The sequence below is a fragment of the Pseudomonas sp. YuFO8 genome (assembly GCF_035065025.1).
Taxonomy (GTDB): Bacteria; Pseudomonadota; Gammaproteobacteria; order Pseudomonadales; family Pseudomonadaceae; genus Aquipseudomonas; species Aquipseudomonas putida_AE.
The window spans coordinates 296683-310796 of sequence record NZ_JAXDEQ010000001.1; the positions used below are offsets into that span (position 1 = coordinate 296683).

The 14114-nt window shown below is 61.7% G+C and carries 13 protein-coding genes; 10 read left to right on the forward strand and 3 right to left on the reverse strand.

The annotated features are described in order from the left end of the window. Positions 1–429: 429 nt before the first annotated feature. Positions 430–1848: an aminotransferase-like domain-containing protein gene (locus SOP95_RS01365; RefSeq protein WP_323605639.1), complete on the reverse strand. Its 1419-nt coding sequence runs from the start codon at positions 1846–1848 to the stop codon at positions 430–432. Between the two features lie 148 nt (positions 1849–1996). On the opposite strand from SOP95_RS01365, the gene SOP95_RS01370 reads away from it, so the two are divergent. From SOP95_RS01370 to SOP95_RS01415, 10 genes are all read left to right on the forward strand, one after another. Further along, on the forward strand, positions 1997–3097 hold the full coding sequence (locus SOP95_RS01370) for a hypothetical protein (RefSeq protein ID WP_323605641.1): 1101 nt from the start codon (positions 1997–1999) through the stop codon (positions 3095–3097). Between the two features lie 42 nt (positions 3098–3139). Next, entirely contained in the window at positions 3140–4420 is a 1281-nt protein-coding gene (locus SOP95_RS01375; RefSeq protein ID WP_274073908.1) for an ATP-grasp domain-containing protein, read from the forward strand. 48 nt (positions 4421–4468) lie between these two features. Continuing rightward, on the forward strand, positions 4469–4963 hold the full coding sequence (locus SOP95_RS01380) for a RidA family protein (protein WP_274073907.1): 495 nt from the start codon (positions 4469–4471) through the stop codon (positions 4961–4963). 84 nt (positions 4964–5047) lie between these two features. Further along, positions 5048–5533, forward strand: coding sequence for a cupin domain-containing protein (locus SOP95_RS01385; protein WP_323605643.1), 486 nt, complete (start codon positions 5048–5050; stop codon positions 5531–5533). Positions 5534–5733: 200 nt separating this feature from the next. Beyond that, positions 5734–6390 carry a glutathione transferase gene (yfcF, locus tag SOP95_RS01390; protein WP_323605644.1) on the forward strand — a complete coding sequence of 219 codons (657 nt, stop codon included), beginning with the start codon at positions 5734–5736 and terminating at the stop codon, positions 6388–6390. A gap of 34 nt (positions 6391–6424) precedes the next feature. Continuing rightward, complete coding sequence (locus SOP95_RS01395; RefSeq protein WP_323605645.1) at positions 6425–7777, forward strand: KamA family radical SAM protein; 1353 nt, start codon at positions 6425–6427, stop codon at positions 7775–7777. Between the two features lie 31 nt (positions 7778–7808). Next, positions 7809–8681 carry a branched-chain amino acid aminotransferase gene (locus SOP95_RS01400; RefSeq protein ID WP_323605647.1) on the forward strand — a complete coding sequence of 291 codons (873 nt, stop codon included), beginning with the start codon at positions 7809–7811 and terminating at the stop codon, positions 8679–8681. 21 nt (positions 8682–8702) lie between these two features. Then, positions 8703–9461 (forward strand): TauD/TfdA family dioxygenase, encoded by a 759-nt coding sequence (locus SOP95_RS01405; RefSeq protein ID WP_274073902.1) that lies wholly within the window; start codon positions 8703–8705, stop codon positions 9459–9461. Between the two features lie 65 nt (positions 9462–9526). After that, on the forward strand, positions 9527–10486 hold the full coding sequence (locus tag SOP95_RS01410) for a diiron oxygenase (RefSeq protein ID WP_323605649.1): 960 nt from the start codon (positions 9527–9529) through the stop codon (positions 10484–10486). 14 nt (positions 10487–10500) lie between these two features. Next, positions 10501–11301, forward strand: a complete 801-nt coding sequence (locus tag SOP95_RS01415) for an N-acyl homoserine lactonase family protein (RefSeq protein ID WP_323605650.1) — start codon at positions 10501–10503, stop codon at positions 11299–11301. Between the two features lie 185 nt (positions 11302–11486). On the opposite strand, the gene SOP95_RS01420 is transcribed toward SOP95_RS01415, so the two are convergent. Together SOP95_RS01420 and SOP95_RS01425 are read right to left on the reverse strand one after the other, a co-directional pair. Further along, the gene (locus SOP95_RS01420; protein ID WP_323605651.1) at positions 11487–12917 is read right to left on the reverse strand and encodes an aminotransferase-like domain-containing protein; all 1431 of its coding nucleotides are present in this window, start codon (positions 12915–12917) and stop codon (positions 11487–11489) included. Between the two features lie 200 nt (positions 12918–13117). After that, the gene (locus tag SOP95_RS01425; protein ID WP_323605653.1) at positions 13118–13822 is read right to left on the reverse strand and encodes a hypothetical protein; all 705 of its coding nucleotides are present in this window, start codon (positions 13820–13822) and stop codon (positions 13118–13120) included. Positions 13823–14114 lie beyond the last annotated feature (292 nt).

Below are 14114 nucleotides of genomic sequence, written 5' to 3' on the forward strand. Positions count from 1 at the left end.
GTAAAGCTCCCATATCGAGTTGAGAGCTACCACGTTCGTTATCAGGCGAGTGGGTGGCAGCTGTGCGCAGGCTGATAAACCGGAGATACAGGAACCCGGCAGACCCGAAGGTCTCCCACGCACAGCCGCCATTACACGAATGTGCAGACACAAAAAAGCGCCGGCAATCGTGATTGGTGGCGCTTGTGCGCCCGTATCTTACCCGGGTTATCAGGCCCGGTCGCTGAATTGGCAGCGACGGGTCGAAGTTAGCGTGTGGATATCGGAATGCACAATCGTGGCCTTGTGCTTGCGGGGATGGGATTGGGCACCGCAAACCCCTGTGGGAGCGGGCTTGCCCGCGATGGCGGTGTGTCAGGCGACATTGATGCTGGATGTGACGGCCCCATCGCGGGGAAGCCCGCTCCCACAGGGATGGGTGGTGGTCGGTTATTTGTGTGATTTGTCCAGCAAGCGGAAAAACCGCTCCCGCACCTGCACGTGGTCACTGTGCGCCACATTGAAGCGCAGAAACTGATTGCCATCCGCCGCCTTGCTGAGCATGGTCCCCGGCGCCAGCACCAGGTCGATTTCCAGGCCCTTTCTGGCCAGGGTTTCGGCATCGAACCCATTGGGCAATCGTGTCCAGATGTACAACCCTTCCCCTGGCAGCGACGACACCGAACACCCGGCTTCGCCCAGCCACGCCGCCACCCGGCTGTTCGACTCGTAGAGCCGGTCCACCGTGCGGCGCATGTGCTTGGCGTAGCTGCCATCGCTGAGCATGGTGCAGATGATCTGCTCGGCCATTTCCGAGGTCATGCCGCCGCAGGCCATTTTCAGGGTCACCATCCGCGCTGCCAGTTGCGGGGACAGCACCGCGAAGCTGACGCGGCTGTTGGCGGTCAGGGTCTTGGAGAACCCCGAGACGTAGGACACGTTGTCCAGCCCGCTCGCGGCCAGGCGCGGCGTGCGGCGTTGCTGCATGTCGCAGTACAAATCGTCTTCGAGGATGTGGAAATTGTAGCGATGGCTCAACTCCAGCAAGCGGTAGACCTGCGCCGAGGTGAACGAGTGCCCGGTCGGGTTGTGCAGGGCATTGTTGGTCATGTACAGCACGGGGCGGTGGGCGATCAGCAACTGCTCGAGGGCATCAAGGTCCATACCGTCGCAATCGCGGCGGATGGTGATGACCTTGGCGCCGTGCCAGGCCAGATTGGTGTGCATCGTGAAGTAACAGGGGTCATCGAGCAGCACCGTGTCGCCGGGTTTGACCAGCAGGCGCATCAGCATGTCGATGGCTTGTACGGTGTTGGCGGTGGTGATGATCTGCTCCACCGGCGCTTCGATGCCCAGGGTCGCCATCTTCACCCGCAAGGCCTGGCGCAGTGGCAGGTAACCGCTGGCATTACCGTATTCACCCATGCGCAGCGTGGTGGCGCGAAGGGTGCCGCGCACGGCTTTGAGCAATTCTTCGGCAGGCAACCAGGAGGACGGCAGGAAACCGGCCCCCGGGCGCAGCGCGCCATTGTCCAGCAGCACCGCGCGACGCACTACGCTGAGGGTGTCCTGGGGCAGCAGGTCGGGGCCGGCGCTGGCCTGGAGGGTGGTGCTGGAACGGTGCACGTAATGCCCCGAGCCCTGGCGTGACACCACCAGGCCCTTGGCGCGCAAGCGGTCGAGGGCGTCGACCACCGTGGACTTGCCCACATGCATCAGGTCGGAGAGTTCGCGGATCGGTGGCAGCCTTGAGCCGTGGGGCAGGCCGCCCTTGGTGATTGCCACCGACAACTGATCGACGATCTGCTGCACCAGCGGCACACCCGGCTGGAACTCGATAGCGGCGATCACTGCGCGCTGAGCCTGCATTTTACTGGTCTCTCTGGCAGTAAAGTTCGTTTGATTCTATACGAACTTGCTCTGACCAAGACAAGCATCTCTTTCTACCATCGCCTTACAGAGTTTCTGGAGGGTCGACCTATGCCGGTTGATCGATGCCAGGTTCGTGAGGTGTTGCATGAGTGTCGAAACAACGGTCGTCGCGGCCAAGCCGGTCATCAACCTGCGCTTGTTCACCATCCGGATCATCACCGCCGTGTCGCTGTTTGCGGTGCTGGGCAAGGCAAACGTCTGGCTCGATACCGCCACCAACAGCATCCTGGCCCTGGGGTATCGGGCCTTGTTGCTGCTGTTGCCGTTGACCCTGCTGGTACTCGGCCGCCGCTCCTTGAGCGTTACGCTGCTGTGCGCCGCCATGGGGCTGGTGCTGCTGGCGATCACGAGCAACCAGGGCGTGGTCATGTTTGCCGCGGCGTTGTTCGCCTATGGCATTGCGATTGCCGGTTACCTGATCAAGAGCGAAGCGGCGCAGACCAAGGAGGGCGCCGCCTACAACCGTGTCGCCATGAACATGGGCAGCCTGCTGGCAGGGCTGATCCTGCTGTCGCCGCTGCTGACCCCGACCCTGTTCTTCCTGGGCGCCGCCGGTTTCGTCCTGTTGTGCCTGCCGATCGCCATGGGCGCGACCTTCACCTGTGACCCCGTGGTGGCCCGTCCCGCCAGCCAGGACGGCAGCGGCTGGCGCAACAAACTGCCTTGGGTCATCGCCGGCGTCATCATGGGCATAAAGCTGTTCGGCGTGTTCTCGATCCTGCCACAGGCGATCCTGCTCAAGACCGGCGAGCTGCCGGCCTGGTATGGGCTGATGCTGATCCTCAACAGCGCCGTGGTGGTCTTCGCGCAAGTGCCGGTCATGAAGCTGATCGAGAGCACCGGGCGCTTCAAGGTGCTGACGGTGATCGGCATCATTGTCGGCGGTTTTGCCGTGCTGTCGTCGCCTGCCGCGTTCCACGTCGACACCCTGGTCGGCGCGCTGATCTGGGTGGCGCTGCTGTCCATCGCCGAATGCGCCTTCAGCCACCTCGATTATTTCTCGGTCAAGCAGAACAACATGTTCGTCAAGGAAGTGTCCCTGGGCGTCGGCGCCGGGTTGACCGTGTTGATCATGCGGGTCGCGCCACCGCCCTATAACGCGTTGGTGCTGGCTGCCATCGGCGCTGGCGGGATCCTGGTCTGGTACTGGCTCAACCGGCAATCCATCGCGTCGTTGCACGACTGAGTCATCGCTGTTTCGGTTTTCACTTTGCAAGTCGGGGGCTTTATGAATACGACTTCATGCGTAGTAGTGGTGGGGTACAACGGCAGTCGGGTTCACGATATCCAGAAGCTGCGCGATCTGTGCAAGTCGCTGTACAACGCCAGGCTGATCCTGCTGGTCGAGCAGATCCAGCCCTATGACGATCAGGTGGCGGACCATGTCTGCAGCACTTCGCTGGCCGAGCAGGACGTAGCGGCCTCCCTCGAGCTGGTGGTGGGGTGCCTGAACGCCGATCGCTGGAAGCTGATCGGCGTGCTGCCGTTTTCCGACCGTGGCGTGCTGCTCGGTGCGGCGCTGGCCAGTCATTTCGGCTTGCCCGGTATTTCTCCCGCCGAGGCCCGAGCGGGGTTGGACAAACAGATTTTCCGCCAGCTCGAAGCTTGCGCCAGCACGGCTCCCGAAGATTACCGGCCGGTGGCTTCCAGCCGTATCGAGAGCCTGCCGGACCTGCGTCAGCGCGTGATCGAGCTGGGCGGCAAGGCGTTCATCAAGCCCGCCTGCGAAGGTGCCAGCCGAGGCTGCCGGGTCATCCGACACCCGTCCGAATGCGACGACGCGTGGCAGGCACTCAAGCCTTATCGCGAGGGCGGAATCGTACTCGAAGAGTTGATCCAGAACGCCCGGGAATACAGCTGGGATTATGTCGCCGGAAGTACCTGGATCACCGAAAAAACCACCACCGAAGGCGCCTACCGCGCCGAGATCCAGCAAGTGGTGCCCGCTCCGTTGGCGCCTGAGGTACAGGCTCGACTGAAGGCTGCCGGCCAGCACATGGCGGGGTTGGTTTCCCAGGACAACGGTGCCTGGCACAACGAGGTGTTCTACCGGGCCAACCATCGCACCTCGGCCGTTGAAACCAACATGCGCCCCGGGGGCATGCACATCTGGGACCTGGCGCGTCAGGCATTCGTCGATTTCGACCCGTGGGAGCGCTGGGTGCGCTGGGCCGTGGAAGGCCAGGTCGATAACCGGGAACCGGTGCCGCGCGGCTACTGCGGCATACGCCTGCTGCGGGCGAGCACGGGCGGCATCCTGCGCGATGTACCGGACATCCAGGCCCTGGCCCGCTCGCTGGACATCGACCTGGTGGAGGCGGTGGTAACCAAGCGCATTGGCGATGCGGTCAGCGCGCTGGTGAAAGACAACTTCTCGTTCATCGGCCACATCGTGTTGTTCAACGAAGACTACACACAGCTCAGCAATGACCTGCTGCGCCTGGCCGAGGCCGTTGAGTCGAGCATCGGGATCAACAGCCTGGCGCCACCTGCACGGATGCTGTGTTGAGCATCAGGGATCAATGTTTTTTGCAGTACTGATCAAGAGGTTTGTTAAATGATTGAGCACATGACCTGTGATGAGCGCTTCATCGCGCTGGCGAAGGAATTCGACTACGACATCTACGGCGAAAACAGCGTGGGCGGGCATTACGCTCCGCTGATTCGTCACCACGACGAGTTGCATATCAGCGGCATGGTGCCGCGGGTGAACGGCAAGATCCAATACCCCGGCCGGGTCGGCCTGGACCTCGACATGGCGGATGCGCAAGCGGCCGCCAGCCTCTGCGCGATGCGCGGGTTGGCGTTGATTGTCGATGCCATCGGTTCGCTGGACAAGATCAAATCGCTGATCAGGGTCTCGGTGTATGTGAAATCCACGGCGGATTTTGTAGACCTCAGCGAAGTGGCCAACGGCGCCTCGGATGTTTTCAGTCATGTACTGGGCGATGCTGGCAAACATACTCGCACGACCGTCGGCGTTTATCAGTTGCCAAAAAACGCGGCAGTGGAAGTGGACATGATCGTGGCGTTGCGACCTTCTGCGTTATAAGTCTGAGTTGTTCGGCTTTACAGCGATTAAATGTTCGCCTAAGGTCGGATAACTCAAGTCGGCAGAATAAGTTGGAACCCGAACATGAACAGCGTTCAAGGTGCGTTCTTTTCATATAAGGACTTTCGCCAAAGTCTGGTTCAACAACCGCTAAAACCACGGGTGTGGAAGGATGTTGAACTAACGGATATGCGCAAAAGCCTTGAGGCGAGCGATGTCGATATTGTCGCGCTGGCCCACGACGGCAGCCTCGACGGCTGCTCGCTGACCCCCGGAATGGCCGTGTCCATGCAATGGTTGATACCGGGCGCGGAACTCATCGGCCATGTTCATGCCTGGTGGCACCTGTTCATCATCCAGAGCGGCAACGGCACCTTGACCCTGGGCGATGCCGAGGCCGTGGGCGTTGGCAGTGGAGACGTGCTGCTGGTGCCGGCCTGGACCCGCCACGGCTTCGTCAACACCAGCGCCACCGAGCCGCTGGCCATGCTCAACATCAGCAACATGCCCCAGGCGCTGCTGCTCGCCAACCACAACGACAACGTTGGCCTGATCCCCCGCTCGCTGTAATTTCCCCCTCCGTTGCCCACCAGGGAGTCCGCATTCGCCGACTCCCTTTTTCATTTCTGCTGTACCCGCGTTGCCCCGTGGCAATTTGCCATCTGTATCGATGCAAACGGACAATTTCTGTATCTATTCAGCGCCCGGTCAACTTACTACGATCGCCTGGAATGCAACGGATTTATGTGTTTAGTTCAAGGGAGCGTTCTATGGAAAGCAACAAGCTTAAACTCTATGTGGGTGCGGATTTTGTCAGTGCTTTTGCCATGTCGGCGTTTGTGGCGCTCAAGGAAAAGCAACTTTCATTTGAGTTTGTCACGCTGGATTTAAAAGCGCGCGAGAACTATCAGGATAAGTATCGTGATATTTCCCTGACCTGCAAGATTCCCACCTTAGTTCACGCAGGTTTTGCGCTGTCGGAGTCTTCCGCCATCGCCGAGTACCTGGAGGAACTCGCCCCGGGACATACCAGACTCTTCCCGCAAGACATCCAGCAGCGCGCCCGGGCCCGCCAACTTCAGGCCTGGCTGCGCAGCGATTTGCTGGTGGTTCGCAAGGAGCGCCCGTTTGACCTGGTGTACTTCGGCAAGCAACTCGCGCCGCTCTCCGACGATGCCAAGGCCGCGGTCGAACGCCTGTTTTTCGTCGCCGACCGCTTGCTGGAGGAGGGCGCCGAGCACCTCTTCGGCGACTGGAGCATCGCCGACACCGACCTGGCGATCATGCTCAACCGGCTGGTCGCCCATGGCGATCAAGTCCCGGCGCGGCTCGCGGCCTATGTCCGCCGCCAGTGGGATCGCGACAGCGTTCGGGCATGGATGGACATCGAGCGCAAAGCGCCGGCCATCGCACCCGCTGTTGTTTGAGGCGACTGTCAGGGCAATCACCAGGAGCGCTGCCATGCAAGGACTGTCGGAGCACGAACGCTACAAACCCTATAACGCCCGCACCATTCGCGACACACCCTATTGGCACAAGCTGACGCCTGCGTTGCAGGAAGCCATGACGGTCGTGGCCCGGGTCATGCCGTTTCGAACCAATGAATACGTGCTGGGCACGCTGATCGACTGGAACAACATCCCGGACGATCCGATTTTCCGCATGACCTTTCCCCACAAGGACATGTTGTTGGCGGAGGAGTATGCCTCGCTCAAGCAACTGATCGAACAGGATGACGCCGCCGCGATCAAGCGGCGGATCGAGGCGATCTGGCTGCGCATGAACCCCCATCCGGCCGGGCAGCTGACGCACAACGGCGTGACCCTCGACGGCAAAGTCCTGCCGGGCATCCAGCACAAGTACCGCGAGACCGTGTTGTTTTTCCCCGGTGCAGGGCAGACCTGTCACGCCTACTGCACCTTCTGTTTTCGCTGGGCGCAGTTCATCGGTGAGGAAGAGCTCAAGTTCAACGCACGGGAATCCCAGGAGCTGGTCAGCTACCTCAAGGTACACACCGACGTCACGGATGTGCTGATTACCGGGGGCGACCCGATGATCATGAACACCCGCTCGCTGGCAGGGTACATCGAGCCGCTCCTGGATCTGCCGCACATCCAGAACATCCGCATCGGCACCAAGTCGGTGGCGTACTGGCCGCAGCGGTTCGTCAGCGACAAGGATGCGCCCGAGTTGCTGGCGCTGTTTCGGCGGATCGTCGCGGCGGGGAAAAACCTCTCGATCATGGGCCACTACAACCACCCGGTGGAGATCCGCCCGGCCATCGCCCGGCAGGCCATCGAGTGCATTCGTTCCACGGGGGCGACCCTGCGCATGCAGGCACCGGTGATCCGCCATATCAACGAAAATCCCGCCGATTGGGCCCATCTCTGGACCGAAGGCGTACGGCTCGGGGCGGTGCCCTATTACATGTTCGTCGAGCGCGACACCGGCCCCAGCCACTACTTCGCGATGCCGCTGGCACGGGCGTTCGAGATCTTCCAGGCGGCCTATCGCACAGTGTCGGGGCTGGCACGTACGGTGCGCGGGCCGTCGATGAGCACCTTCTACGGCAAGGTCCTGATCAACGGCATCGAGACCGTCGCCGGGGAAAAGGTCTTCGTGTTGCAGTTCCTCCAGGCCCGGGACCCGTTGTGGGTACTGCGCACCTTCTATGCGCGCTTCGATCCGCAGGCGACCTGGTTCGACGAGCTGCGCCCGGCTTTCGGCGAACGGGCTTTTTTCTTTCAGACCGAGGCCGAGTTGTTGCTGGCGCCTGCGCCGCAGTTGATACCGGTCCTGCTGCAAACGGCGTAAGCCGACGCTTAATTACTGGGGAGACAAGGACATGAGCGGTATCCCGTTTGATCAACGCGAAGGATGGATCTGGCTCGATGGCGAGTTCGTCGAGTGGTCCCAGGCGCGCTTGCATGTGCTGAGCCACGGCCTGCATTACGCAAGCACGGTGTACGAGGGCGAGCGCGTGTACAACGGCAAGGTCTTCAAGCTGCGCGAACACACTGAGCGGCTGTATCGCTCGGCGCAGCTGATGGACTTTGCCATTCCCTTCGAACCCGCCGAGCTGGAAGCGGCCAGCCATCAATTGCTGCAACGCAACCAGGTGGGCGACGGCTATCTGCGCCCGGTGGCCTGGCGCGGCAGCGAGATGATTTCCACCTCGGCGCGTTTCAATCGTGTGCATGTGGCGATCGCCTGCTGGCAATGGCCGAGCTATTTCGACCCGGCGGCGCGCATGGCCGGCATCCGCCTGAAGACCGCCACGTGGCGCCGTCCACCGCCCAGCAGCAACCCCTTCGAAGCCAAGGCGTCGGGGCATTACCAGATCGCCACCTTGAGCAAGCACGACGCCGAAAACCACGGCTATCACGATGCCTTGATGCTCGACTGGCGCGGCCACGTCGCCGAAGCCACCAGCGCCAATGTGTTCTTCGCCAAAGGGCGGACCTTGCATACGCCAGTGCCGGATTGCTTCCTCGACGGCATTACCCGCCAGACCGTCATCGAGCTGGCTCGGGCGCTGGATTACCAGGTGATCGAACGCACGATCCTGCCCACGGAACTGGGCGACTTCGACGAGTGTTTTCTCACCGGCACCGCCGCCGAAATCACCCCGGTACAGAGCATCGATGAACAGCGCTACCGACCGGGCAACGCCTGCAGTGCATTGATTGCCGCTTACACCTCAACCGTCAACGCCTGATAAACCGCCAGGAAACTCACCATGTCAGACCAAGGGATTGTTGCGTGCACACCTTATGTTTCACTGGGCCATCGCCACGAAGAATTGTCGAGTCGTGGCTGGACGGTGCTCACCCCAGGGGAATTCGCCCACGACGTTACGGGAACACTGCATGAGTTCGGCCCGATCATTCCGCAGTTCAATGGCCAGGTGGCGTTCGCCATCACCCGCAAGCCGGGCTACGAGGACTTGCCGTACTCCCAGAGCATGAACGGCATCGGCCCGCACACCGAAGCGCCGGTGTACGGCCCGCCGCCACGTTACCTGGCGCTGCATTGCCATACACAGGCGACTTGCGGTGGCGGGCATACGGGGCTGGTGGACGGCTACGAATTCCTCAAGTCGCTCGAGCAAACCGAGCCGGAACTGCGCGAGTGGCTCGATGACACGCCGGTGGAATTCGTCGCCACCGCCAAGCCCGGCGAACCGGCGCAAACCCGTGTCAGGGAATACATCCTGACCCCCACCGAGGACGGCGACATCTTTCGCTTCAGCTACAACCAGTTTCACTACGGCGATGTGAATCCGTCGAAGGAGGCGTTGCAGCAATCGCAGGTGGCCAACAGCACGGCGCCGCTGGCAAGATTTGCCGCGCTGGGCGAAGCGTACTTTGTCGAGCACAACATCCCGGTGCTGATTCCCGACGGGTGCCTGCTGATTTGGGACAACTGGCGGATGATCCATGCCCGCAGTCGATACACTGACCCGGCGCGCAACCTGACCCGCTACTGGCTGGCCTGATTTTTCCGTCGCCCTTCTTTTTTCCGCGTACCCCTGACGGGTACGCGTTCTACAGGTATTGCGTCATGCAAACAGCAATCGAGATTGCCCAGGTCGATCACCAACTGATCGTGCGGCTCAATCAGGCCTGGACCAAACGCGCCGGGGTCTGTGCGCCGGACAGGGGCCAGGTCAACGAAGTGTTCGACCCGGCACGCCCGGATTACCCGGAGTGCATGGTGCCGTTTTTCCATCACCCGACATTCCAGGCCTTGAGCGACGAGCTCAAGAGCAAGGTGATGACCTGGGGCTGGATCGGCTACAACCTGCGCACCGTCACCGCCGAGGAGCACGTGGTGAACCCGGCGCTGAGCGTCATCGCCCAGCAGTACCTGGGCAAGGACGACTGGCATTTTCGCGAGGCGATGCAGCAGACCCTGATCGACGAGCACTACCACACGCTCATGCACCTGCGCGCCATCGAGCGGACCAAGCTCGATCGCGCCCTCGACCAGGACCTGGATTTGCCGCCCTCGGTGACCTACCTGCGCCTCAAGGCCCTGCGTGAGGAACTGCCCGAACAATGGCAGCGCGACCTGGCGGCGATCACCTTCGCGGTGGTGGCCGAGATCAGCGTCAATGCCTACCTCGACCTGCTGGCGGACGACCAGACCATCCAGCCGCAGAACCGCCGCGTGGCCGAACTGCACAACCGCGACGAATACGCCCACAGCAAGGTGCTGGCCGAAGTCGCCAAGGTGATGTACGCCAACATGCAGCCCGAACAGCGGGAGTTTTTCGCCCGTCACCTTTCGGTGGCGCTGAGTGCATTCATCGCCCAGGACTACTCGATGTGGGAGGCGATCCTCACGCAGCTTGGGGTCACGGATGCCGGGTCGATCATCGCCGACACTCGCGAGAGCAACAAAAACGCCACGATCATGCGCGACTACAGTGGCCTGCATAAGCTGGCGCAGGACCTGGGCATCAGCGAGCAGATCGATTTCGATTTCCGTCCGACCCTCAAAGCCACCGCAGCCGCCTGAACCCGGAGGTGATCATGTCCGTTCCCCTGTACGAAGTGTTCGCCATCCGGGTCGGCGCCAACGCGCAGCGCACCGCCCGGGAGAACTTTCTCTACGATGCCTGCTGCGGCGACCCCAATGCGCCGATGCCCCTGGATTACTACTTCTGGGTGATTCGCAACGAGCATCAGGTGATTGTGGTCGACACCTGTTTTCAACCGGCCACGGCGGACCGCCGCAACCGTCAGATGTATCGCCTGCCGGAGGATTCCCTGCGGCAACTGGACATCGATCCGGCGCAGGTCGAGCACCTGATCCTCACGCACCTGCACTGGGATCATGCCGGCAACCTGGGGTTGTTTCCCAAGGCCACGGTGCATCTGCAGGAAGCGGAACTGCGCTTCTGCACCGGGCCGAAGATGGCCCATCACACCGTGAACAAGACCTACGAGGTGGAGGACGTGATGTCGGCGCTGCCGCCGCTGTTCGAGGGGCGCATGCGTTTGCACAACGGCACGGTGGAGGTGCTGCTCGGCGTGACGCTGCACGCGGTGGGCGGACACACACCGGGTAGCCAGGTGGTGCGGGTGCACACCGAGCGGGGCTGGATCGTGCTGGCGTCGGACGCGGCGCACCTGTGGGTCAATATTCGCCAGCGCAGCCCGTTTCCAATCATCGATGACCTGGCGCAAAGCCTTGAGGCGTTCAGCGAGATCAATCGCCTGGCCGACAGCGAAGACCACGTCATCCCCGGCCACGACCCGCTGATCGCCGAGCGCTTCCCGCATTGGAATGATGACCCGCATATCATCTGCCTACACCAAAACCCCCAATAACACGCAACCCCTGTAGGAGCTGGCTTGCCAGCGAAGGCGGTGTGTCAGGCACATCAATGCTGGATGTGCTGACACACCGCAAACCTGTAGGAGCTGGCTTGCCAGCGAAGGCGGGGTGTCAGGCACCTCGATGCTGGATGTGCTGACGCTTTCGCTGGCAAGCCAGCTCCTACAGGGGGATGTGTTTAGCCCTGGTTTTTGAGGAGGCGGGCCAGGGTTTGCAGCGCCTCATCAATCCTTGGCGAATACGGCGCTCCGCAACCTATGCGCATAAAGTGATGGAAACGCCGGGTGTTGGAAAAGATATCCCCAGGTGAAATCTGGATGCCAACGTTCAACGCGTCATGAAAAAGCATCATGGACGAATACTGCGCAGGCAACTCTACCCACAGCAACGTCCCACCCCGGGGATTGGTCACCCGTGTGCCCTCGGGAAAGTAGCGCAATATCGCCGCGCTCATCTGCTGGCGCTGCTGGGTCAGGGTTTTGCGCAGGCGCCGCAGGTAGCGTTCATAGGAAGGCGTGGCCATGAACGCACTGACCGCCAGCTGCGACAACTTCTCGCAGCCACGGGTCTGGGTGTGCTTGAGCATTTCCACGCGGTCGTGCCATTTGCCGGCGCTGATCCAGCCCAGGCGCAGGCCCGGGGCCAGGGTTTTGTTAAGCGAAGCGCAATAGATCACGCTGTCGGTGCGGTCCCAGTGCTTGAGGGTGGACAGCGGTTGCTCGGTGTCCACCAGGTCGCCGTAGGTATCGTCCTCGATCAGCACCGTATCGTGCTCGGCACAGAGTTTCACCAGCCGCGCCTTGTGAGCGTCGGGCATGATGCTGCCCAGTGGATTGTGCAGGTTGGGCATTACGATCAGCGCCTTGATCGGCTGCGGCCCTTGCAGCAGCTGTTCCAGGGCCGGCAGGTGAATCCCCGCAGGGGTCGAGGCCGGGACTTCCAGCACCCGCAGGTTGAGGCTTTCGAGAATCTGCAACAGGCCGTAGAAGGTCGGCGACTCCACGGCCACGGTATCGCCGGGGCGGGTTACGGCGCGCAAGGCCAGGTTGATCGCCTCGGTGGCGCCGTGGGTGATCACGATGCGTTCGGCGCTCAGGTGAGTCTTGGCGGTCAGCATCCGCCGGGCCAGGACGTTGCGCAGGTCACTGTGGCCGCTGGTCGAACTGCTGGTATCGAGCAGATGCTGGTCCTGGCGCAAGGCCTTGATCATGTTGTCCTGCAAGACCTTCAGCGGATAGAGCGGCGGAGCGCAGTAGGCACTGGCGAAGTTGACCTTGACCGTCGCGCGCTGGCTGGCCTTGAGCACCGCTGACACTTGCTCATGGATGCCGACATAGACGCCCGTATCCAGTGGCGGCGGCAGGCTGATCGCGACGGCTTTGCCCGGCGTGTCGGGCTGGCGGATGTAATTGCCCGAGCGCGGTCGGGCTTCCAGTACGCCATAGTCCTCGAGCTCGCGGCAGACCTGCACGGCGGTGGACAGGCTGACGGCGTGTTTTTCCATCATCAGGCGAATCGACGGCAGGCGCTCGCCGGTTTTCAGGGTGCCGCTGCGGATCGCGTCCAGGTAGTGGTTGGCCAACTGGCGGTACAAGGGAAGCGTGTTCATGATGACCTCAGCAGTCGCACCACTGAGGTCTGGGCTGGAAAGTGAGTTGACGCTCCCTGCAGGCGGACCCGTGGTGCAGATGGGTGAAGGGAAGTGTTTTTCTGGCCTTGATACTGGAACACTAAACGCGGTTTCGCTGGAATCGCGGGCAATAAAAAGCCCCGCACGGTGGCGGGGCTCTGGTGAAGCGCTGGCGGGTGTTACTGGGCGGCGATGCTGTAGCCGTCGAAGGCGGTCTGCTGTTGCAGGGCGGTGATGATGTTCTTGCGGTTGACCGCTTGTTCGGCGCCCTGGTTGTCCAGGAACGTCTCGCTTTGCAGCTCGGCCTCGTCGCCTTCGCCGACGAAGGTGAAACCGAGGAATTCCAGGGCTTCACGGTCGACGCTCAGGCGCGAGCGCGGGGTGCGCAGCGGCAAGGTGACGCTGATGCCGTCCTTGCTGATGGTGAACACTTCGACTTCTTTTTTCGCCTTGGCGGCCTTGCTCTTGCCGCCGCTCGGGTTGCTGATGGCCTGGTGGGTCTGGTTCAGCACCTTGAGGGCCAGGCCGTAGACGATTTCCTGGAACGCCGGATCGTCCTTGAAGCTGGACAGGATGCGGCTGATCGGGAACTTGCTGCTCAGGTCTTCGAGGGCGGCGATGTCGGCGGCCTCGTCGTCCTTGAGCTGCTTGAGCTGACCCATCAATTCGTAGGCCTTGTCGTCGTCGAAGCTGTCGTGGGCCTGGCGGATCGCGGCGCGCAGCTCGCGGATCTGCTCGCTTTCGCGGGTGGATTGAAACGCGTCCAGGACCATCTCGCTGATGGTCTTGGCCTGGGATACGTGCTGTGAAAGATTGATGGAGTTTTCGTATTCCGCTTTGGACGACAGGGTGACTACGGATTCAGCGGTGTTGGAATCTGACATTGAAATTTCACTACTTCTTTGAACTTGAATAGGGGCGAGAAAGCCCGAGGGCTTTTCAGGCCGCCTAATCTATTGGACCGGGGCGGCGTTGTCACGGCCCAACAGGCCAACGGACAAAATCACGACACACACACCCTGTAGGAGCTGGCTTGCCAGCGAAGGCGTCCTTGAACATTGCCCCTGTCTTTCGGGCGCCTTCGCCGGCAAGCCGGCTCCTACAGGGGAATTGGGTGTACGCTAAATCTGTGGCCGACCCAAAACACTGTGGGAGCCAGCCTGCTGGCGATGCAGT

Coding starts and splice junctions, on each gene's coding strand:
- SOP95_RS01365 (WP_323605639.1), bottom strand. CDS start 1,848: ATGCAGGCTCAGCGCGCAGTGATCGCCGCTATCGAGTTCCAGCCGGGT.
- SOP95_RS01370 (WP_323605641.1), top strand. CDS start 1,997: ATGAGTGTCGAAACAACGGTCGTCGCGGCCAAGCCGGTCATCAACCTG.
- SOP95_RS01375 (WP_274073908.1), top strand. CDS start 3,140: ATGAATACGACTTCATGCGTAGTAGTGGTGGGGTACAACGGCAGTCGG.
- SOP95_RS01380 (WP_274073907.1), top strand. CDS start 4,469: ATGATTGAGCACATGACCTGTGATGAGCGCTTCATCGCGCTGGCGAAG.
- SOP95_RS01385 (WP_323605643.1), top strand. CDS start 5,048: ATGAACAGCGTTCAAGGTGCGTTCTTTTCATATAAGGACTTTCGCCAA.
- yfcF (WP_323605644.1), top strand. CDS start 5,734: ATGGAAAGCAACAAGCTTAAACTCTATGTGGGTGCGGATTTTGTCAGT.
- SOP95_RS01395 (WP_323605645.1), top strand. CDS start 6,425: ATGCAAGGACTGTCGGAGCACGAACGCTACAAACCCTATAACGCCCGC.
- SOP95_RS01400 (WP_323605647.1), top strand. CDS start 7,809: ATGAGCGGTATCCCGTTTGATCAACGCGAAGGATGGATCTGGCTCGAT.
- SOP95_RS01405 (WP_274073902.1), top strand. CDS start 8,703: ATGTCAGACCAAGGGATTGTTGCGTGCACACCTTATGTTTCACTGGGC.
- SOP95_RS01410 (WP_323605649.1), top strand. CDS start 9,527: ATGCAAACAGCAATCGAGATTGCCCAGGTCGATCACCAACTGATCGTG.
- SOP95_RS01415 (WP_323605650.1), top strand. CDS start 10,501: ATGTCCGTTCCCCTGTACGAAGTGTTCGCCATCCGGGTCGGCGCCAAC.
- SOP95_RS01420 (WP_323605651.1), bottom strand. CDS start 12,917: ATGAACACGCTTCCCTTGTACCGCCAGTTGGCCAACCACTACCTGGAC.
- SOP95_RS01425 (WP_323605653.1), bottom strand. CDS start 13,822: ATGTCAGATTCCAACACCGCTGAATCCGTAGTCACCCTGTCGTCCAAA.